Source organism: Hominimerdicola alba 8, from assembly GCF_000178155.2.
GTDB classification, from domain to species: Bacteria; Bacillota; Clostridia; order Oscillospirales; family Ruminococcaceae; genus Hominimerdicola; species Hominimerdicola alba_C.
This window is the reverse complement of sequence record NZ_ADKM02000024.1, coordinates 39611-46533: the sequence shown is the minus strand read 5'-3', so window position 1 is coordinate 46533 and position 6923 is coordinate 39611. Positions and strand designations below refer to the sequence as shown.

Below are 6923 nucleotides of genomic sequence, written 5' to 3'. Positions count from 1 at the left end.
TGACACCCTTTTCGGTGAGTGTGTCGATGATATTCAGCAAGTCCTTTGTGGAGCGCCCCAGACGGCTGATGCTCTCCACATAGAGCGTATCGCCCTCACGCACATAGTTGGGGCTTGCCCTGAGCGGAGGACGGTCTTTAGCAAATTGCAAAGCATTTTGCGTGCTCACTGAAATCTTCTCGGAGAAGATGCGGTCAACCTGATAGTCGCACATGATCTCCTGCTGTCTTGCTGTCTCCTGATGTTCCGTGGAAACACGGATATAACCTATTTTGCTCATAGTTGTTTCCTTTCTTTTTTGTTGATTTACAGTTGACTTACGGGAAGCTCGTAAAACTGTGCCGGAGCTTTGCGGTCATAATCTTTTGAAAGGTAATCTAATTCGCCCATAATATGCCGGATACAGACATCTGTTCTTTTCATTTTCTTTATCTCATTTGTACCTCTGCGAGTTAGCTTTAAGACCAAACTCCTGTCAAAAAAGGTATCAGGCAATCCAAGATCGGAAGCAATGCCCTGACTGTCAATATCCTTCACACGGGTCATAAACTTATGTCCGCATTCCGTAACTTGAGCCATATCATTGTAGCTTTCATAACCACGGTCGGCAATAAATATGATCGGCACTTTATCACTGCGATGTTTCTCGACCATGACAATAAATGCTGCTCTTTCGTTTTCTGTACGCTTTTTCTTGATAACAACATCGGAATATGTACGACGGAGAAGATCGTACATCGCGTCAATATGAAACAGATTATACTGCCTGCCGTTTGGATTCGGAAAATAGGAATCTGAACCATCAACAGCAAAAATACGGTATCCTTTATGCAGGTATTTTGCGTTATTATCGGTAGTTTCTGAAACAAAGCCATCGAACAACGCTTCAAAACCTTCCGGCTTGATTTTTGCACGAGCCTGTACAAAAGCGGATGGTGTTGGCGTATCTTTTTTATACTCGAAATACGGCAGCAATTCGTGAGACAGCGATTTGTTTTCCATGAGCAGGATCGACTTGAAAATATCCTGCGGCATGAATTTACCTTTGCGTGTAAAATCCTTTCCCGATGAAGCAAAATACTTTTCACGCTGGCTGCATACCGCATCAATAATACCTCAGATTTTCTTCATTTTGTCAAGTGTTTTTATGGAATTTACATTTTGTTCATTTCTTTTTCTTAGCTTAATGGTGTTGCTCTACTTATCTACTGTGAAATTTGAAGATTTGCTCATGATTCTCTGGAAAGTTTACAGCTTGTTCATGGCAATTCTCCCTCTTGCATAGTTTCAACATGGGATTTCTGTTGATGATGACGGTGATTTTAGAGGGCGGATTTCTCGGAAATGGGATTGCTTTTTCGGGGACGATGTGATATAATCTAACTGGTAGGATATTGTTGGATTATTGTTTTAGGCGGTGGAAAGATGTTTAGAAAAATTGAAATTGACAGCATTCTTGAATTACCTTATAAACTGATTGATATAGGAGATCGTGACGAACAATTTGTTCTCGCTTTCAAATGTTTTGAGGAGAACCAAACTGACTATTCAATACAAGCAGGTGGAGTGACCGGAAAATTTGAGGTAACATATAAGTGCTGTGGGATAGATAGTCAATTTGAGATCGATATGACAATCGGAAATTTGTATTATTTTTATGTCGAATTGGATAATGCCTATGAATGCTTGCCCGGAAGTGATCCCGTTGCTATTCTGAAAAACTACGGAACACTTGATCGTACTGATATGACATTCAGATTCGACAAATTAGGACATATCATCGTTAGCGGCAGTTTTAAGAATAAGAACAATAATTATAAATGTGCAGTAGCATTTGATATGCAGATCGATACATCGTATATTTACGACATACTCCATTCCTTGAAATATTTTTTTGATGAGTTGAAAAGAATACAAGGGCATAGTAATTTTTATTAAAAAACCTACTTATCATAGCATTTTTTCCAATAAACCGAATACTGATACTCCCACAAGCTGTGAAGCATTACGCTCCGCAGCTTTTTATTTTCCCCATAACATTTTCACGATAAGAAAAGTTTTATGGCGCACTGGGCTTCATGCGCACTGCGAATAGACTTTCACCTCGAAAGTGCGCTATAATTTTAGTATGGGGCTGAGTAGTTCAGCTCGACTAAAATTTCAGAATGGTGGTGATGATATGGCTACGACTTCTATCGCTGACAAGCTGGCGAAGCTCGAAAAGAAGATCGCTAAGCGACAGGCAACGATCGCAGAGGAACAGGCACAGCTCGACAAGGAAATGGAGGAGTACAACAAGCTCTACCTGACGGCTCTTGCAAGCAAGTTTAAGCTGAGTGGCAAAGACCTGTTCTCTGCAATCGAGCGTGAGCATGAACAGCTTGAAAAGCTCCGTGAGGGTGAGCAGTCCGATGATGATGCGGACAGTAATTCCTCGGTCACGGACGATAAGGACAAGCAGGACGATACTGCGGTCAAGCACAGCAGTTTTCCTCATAGCTACTCAGGCGGTAATTGACGGAAAGGGGGCTTTGAATGAGTGATTATATCTATCATATCGGTAACGATTATGATTGTATCAATCGTATGACAGAGGGTACACTTAGGCGCAGACCTCTTGACATTCAGCTTGCCGTCTGCAAGCGGAATGTCGATAACTGGTACTGCGATTCTTACACGATCCAGCATGAGCTGAAAGATGCGATGATGCTGCTAACCAAACCCGAAATGACAGACAGCGAGAAAGAAAAAGCTGTCGGTATTAAAGTAAGGGTGACTTATCCCGACAATGTGAACGATACTATCAGACAGCAGAAGTGGGGCAAGATGTACGATATTTTCCTCGGTGCAATGCGCCGCAATGGAACAGAGGAAACAACTGAATGATCTGGCAATCTGCCGAAAAATGATTACAGTTACAAGAACGCTGTTGCAATTTTCGGACGGTTGCGCTATGATATAGATGTAAAACCAACCGTCCGATTGCAAACGCAATTGGAGGTCAACAATGAGAAAATCAACAAAACAGACAAACGGTATCACGGCAATTTACGTTCGTCGCTCCGTCTGTGACAAGGATAAGGGCAACAATTCGCTGTTCATTTCCGCACAGAGGGAGGAATGTATCAGGTTCGTTGGAGACTGCGAATATCAGGTATATTGTGACGATGGAAAATCAGGAAAAGATGTTCAGCACCGCCCCGCATTTATGCAGATGATGAGCGATGCCCGTGAGGGGCTTATCAGCAGAATTATCGTGAAAAAGTATGACCGTTTCAGCAAAAATATGATGGAGTATCTTAACATTACGGACGAGCTTGACCGCTACGGCGTGACCGTCTACTCCCTGTCCGAGCCGTTCAATACGGAGACAAAAGAGGGGCGTATGATGCGAAACAATCTGCTGAATTTTGCGGAGTTTGAGCGTGAGACTATCGCTGCCCGTGTAGCCGATGCTTTCCAGACTAAGGCAAGAGAAACAGGCTTCTATCAGGGCGGTAAAGTTCAGTTCGGATATACTCCCGAAAGAAGAACAATTAACGGCAAGACTGGCTCGGTGCTTGTTCCCTCGGAGAATGCCGAGGCGGTGCGTGTGGCGTATGACCTGTATCAGAATCCCGATATGTCGCTCCTGAAAATCATTGATTATTTCAAGGAAAATAATATCAATGTCACCAGAGCAACTCCACGCACCAAGACAGGTATTTCCAATATGGACAGGTCACACCTGAGCCGTATCCTTCAACACCGACTTCATCAGGTATCATCTCCATTTCTATGACAGCCATTGTCCCGACAGACTTCGCAGGCTTGTCAATGAGGGCAGGATCAAGCAGTATCTTAATGATATGGAACTGAAAGTCAGCGAAGCTATCTCACGTCAGGTGGCGCTTCGGAAGCAGACCGACAGTTGCTATCAGAAAACTGTCCTCATCGGTGATGCCGAGAAGATGCTCGGTCTGGAAAACTGCTTCGTATACATGGCGAGAGAAGCTGTGTTTGAGTGTATGGTTTATATTTGAGAGCAGACGGCTGTGCCTTAGGGTGCAGCCGAAGAAGTATTGGAGCATAATGTGCGTTCACATCTGAAATCATTACAGCTGAACCATTCAAAAATCAGCTCTTTCATGCTCCATATACAAAATATGCGTCTTAATTCCGGCAAGGTTTAATTGGGGGAGCAATAGCACTTAACATTATATCATATTGAGAGTTGTTTTTCTATTTTTGGTGTCTATGATCTATTGTAACATAACACAGGAAAAAGTTTCGCAAACGTTGTGTTTGCGAAACTTTTTATGAGGTATTTGGCTTTTATTCAGAAACCTTTGTAACAGGTATAACCGCACCGTTGTATTTGTCAAGAATGAACTTTGCTGTATCCTCGGACTGGAGTATCTCTACAAGTGCTTTCAGACCCGGTTCGTCTGCTTTGTCGGGAGTTGTAACGATTATATTTGCGTAGGGTGAATCCTCGCCTTCACGGAACAGGTACTTTGTTGCATCAAGACCTGCCTCTATTACCTTGTTGGTGTTGTTGATGTACACATCAAACTCGTTGATATGTGCGTTTATCTGATAGCTGTCCAGTTCGGTTATCTCGATGGGTTTGATGAACTCTTCAATATCCGCAACGCTTGCACGAGCATTTTCGGTATTGCCCAGCTTTATCCAGCCCTGCTGTTCAAGTATACGGAGGGCTCTGTATTCGTTTGTAGCATCATCGGGCAGAACTACTGTTGCACCATCGGGTACTTCGTCTGCTGAATCATATTTTGTTGAGTAGGCTGCTATGGGCTCAACGTGTACTCCGCCGATATTCACCAGTGTTCCGTTATTTATCTCGTTCCATTCGATAAGGTATGGTTCATGCTGGGTGAAGTTGAAATCCACCTCGCCGTTCTGGGTCTTTTCATTCCATGTAGCATCAGATGCGGTGCTTACTATATCAATGGTATATCCCTTCTCGTTGAGCTTAGGCTCAACATATTCAAGTATCTCACTGTGGGGTGTGAGGTCTGCCAGTGCTGTTATGGTGGTGAGATCCTTGCCGTCAGCTGTTTTGGTATTGTTATTCTTCTCGGGTGAATCTGCCTTTGCATTTTCGCCGCAGCCTGTAAGTGCTGCCGAGATAAGCGCCGCTGCTATTGCTGCCAAATAAAGTCTGTTGTTTTTCATAAAAAATTCCTCCTAAAATTCATTTTTACTTTTCCTTTGGTTTATATTTTGAAAATTCATATCAGATGTCTTTTTTTCAATATGAGATTTGATATCATGTCACCGAATATCTGTGCTATCTCAACCATGACTATAAGTACCAGCACAGATGCGATCAGCATATCGTGATAGAATCTGTTGAACCCGAAACGCACTGCTATATCACCGATACCGCCTGCACCGAAACTTCCTGCCAGTGCGGTCATGGAGATTATACCTATAAGTGCTACCGTGAAACCTCTTATTATAGAAGGTATAGCTTCGGGCAGCATTACCTTGAATACTATCGTCGCAGAGCTGCTTCCCATTGCCTTTGCGGCTTCTATCTTGCCTTTGGGTATCTCGACAAGTGCGCCCTGCACCAGTCTTGCGTACATAGGTATACAGCTTGCGGCAAGTGCTATTATACAAGCATTTACACCATAGCTTTGTCCCAGTAAAATTCGTGCCAAAGGCAGTGTTATGATTATCATTATCATCTGCGGCAGTGACCTCAGACAGTTGACTATCGTGCCTGCTGTTTCATTCAGAACCGGTATGGGTCTTACACCGTCCTTTGCTATCACAGAAAGTGCTATCCCGAGCAGTACACCCAACACCAGAGTTATCACTGCGCTCAGCACGACCATATATAATGTATCCCATACCGCAGGGAGCAATACGTCCCAGACCTCCTTGCTGAATGCGTGCTTTACCACGTCCCAAAATGGAAATTTCAAAAAACTCAAATCCCCTCACCTCCTATAAATGAATCATCATGCCTGAACTCTTTGTATACTTCCAGGAATATCTTACCCGTACTGCTCTTGGGGTCGAGGAAGATTTCCCTTGTGCTGCCCGTTTCGGTCATTACGCCGTTTTCCAGAACTGCCACCCTGTTGCATATCCGCTTTGCTGCTTCAAGCTCGTGGGTTATCATTATTATAGTGACACCCAATTCCTTGTTGATATGCTCCAGAAGATCAAGTATTGAAAGAGTAGATACAGGGTCGAGTGCGCTTGTGGCTTCGTCGGAAAGAAGCACATCGGGGTCGTTCGCAAGTGCCCTTGCTATGCCCACACGCTGTTTCTGTCCGCCCGAAAGCGAACCGGGATAAGCGTTTTTCTTATCCGTCAGTCCCACAAGTTCCAACAGCTTATCGACTTTTATCTCTATATCCTTTTTAGGAACACCCAGCAGTTTCAAAGGATATGCTATATTCTTAAATACCGTCATAGAATCAAAAAGATTGAACTGCTGGAATATCATGCCTATCTTTTTACGCCTTTCGGTGAGCTGCTTTTTATTAAGAGCCGTTATTTCGGTATCTCCGATAAATATCTTTCCTCTGTCGGGTTCTTCAAGGCGGTTTATACACCTCACCAGTGTGGATTTTCCTGCTCCGGAAAATCCCACTATACCGAAGATATCACCCTTTTCGATATCAAGGTCGATGCCCTTGAGGACTTGGTTTTCTTCTTTTTTATTTTTAAAGGACTTATACAGACCTTCTATCTTTATATATGAACTCATGATAAGTGATCTATCTCCTTTACGTATAAATGCTTATAAAATCGCTTTATAGTCAGCTGCTTGTTTCATTGGATATACTTATATCACATATTTTTGATATAATCAATCCAAAAATAAGATAACGTTGTCATTTCGTGGCTTTGATAAATCACGTTTGATGACAAACTGTTAAATATCTCAGGAAAAAAAGTGA

10 protein-coding genes are annotated in these 6923 nt (G+C 42.9%); 5 read left to right on the top strand and 5 right to left on the bottom strand.

Annotation, left to right across the window (positions count from 1 at the left end; translation table 11 throughout):
• Window positions 1-280 (bottom strand): recombinase family protein (locus CUS_RS02350; protein WP_002847274.1); only part of this gene is annotated, 280 nt, incomplete at its 3' end.
• Between the two features lie 26 nt (window positions 281-306).
• Window positions 307-1035 (bottom strand): transposase, encoded by a 729-nt coding sequence (locus tag CUS_RS02345; RefSeq protein WP_002847271.1) that lies wholly within the window; start codon window positions 1033-1035, stop codon window positions 307-309.
• Window positions 1036-1425: 390 nt separating this feature from the next.
• Here CUS_RS02345 and CUS_RS02340 point away from each other — a divergent pair, with 390 nt between their 5' ends.
• From CUS_RS02340 to CUS_RS20310, 5 genes are all read left to right on the top strand, one after another.
• Window positions 1426-1938 (top strand): hypothetical protein, encoded by a 513-nt coding sequence (locus tag CUS_RS02340; protein WP_037276179.1) that lies wholly within the window; start codon window positions 1426-1428, stop codon window positions 1936-1938.
• Window positions 1939-2179: 241 nt separating this feature from the next.
• A complete protein-coding gene (locus CUS_RS02335; protein ID WP_002847278.1) occupies window positions 2180-2518 on the top strand; it encodes a hypothetical protein in 339 nt (112 codons plus the stop codon).
• A 17-nt stretch (window positions 2519-2535) separates the two neighbouring features.
• Complete coding sequence (locus CUS_RS20315; RefSeq protein WP_002847301.1) at window positions 2536-2886, top strand: hypothetical protein; 351 nt, start codon at window positions 2536-2538, stop codon at window positions 2884-2886.
• Between the two features lie 121 nt (window positions 2887-3007).
• Window positions 3008-3781: a recombinase family protein gene (locus CUS_RS02325; protein ID WP_002847310.1), complete on the top strand. Its 774-nt coding sequence runs from the start codon at window positions 3008-3010 to the stop codon at window positions 3779-3781.
• Window positions 3782-3848: 67 nt separating this feature from the next.
• Window positions 3849-4022 carry a hypothetical protein gene (locus tag CUS_RS20310; RefSeq protein WP_002847313.1) on the top strand — a complete coding sequence of 58 codons (174 nt, stop codon included), beginning with the start codon at window positions 3849-3851 and terminating at the stop codon, window positions 4020-4022.
• Window positions 4023-4314: 292 nt separating this feature from the next.
• On the opposite strand, the gene CUS_RS02315 is transcribed toward CUS_RS20310, so the two are convergent.
• From CUS_RS02315 to CUS_RS02305, 3 genes are read right to left on the bottom strand one after another with little or no spacing between them, the layout of a single operon-like run.
• On the bottom strand, window positions 4315-5178 hold the full coding sequence (locus CUS_RS02315) for a MetQ/NlpA family ABC transporter substrate-binding protein (RefSeq protein WP_002847316.1): 864 nt from the start codon (window positions 5176-5178) through the stop codon (window positions 4315-4317).
• A gap of 56 nt (window positions 5179-5234) precedes the next feature.
• Window positions 5235-5945, bottom strand: coding sequence for a methionine ABC transporter permease (locus tag CUS_RS02310; RefSeq protein ID WP_002847304.1), 711 nt, complete (start codon window positions 5943-5945; stop codon window positions 5235-5237).
• Window positions 5942-6730 carry a methionine ABC transporter ATP-binding protein gene (locus tag CUS_RS02305; protein WP_002847272.1) on the bottom strand — a complete coding sequence of 263 codons (789 nt, stop codon included), beginning with the start codon at window positions 6728-6730 and terminating at the stop codon, window positions 5942-5944. Before CUS_RS02305 ends, CUS_RS02310 begins: the two co-directional genes overlap by 4 nt.
• Window positions 6731-6923 lie beyond the last annotated feature (193 nt).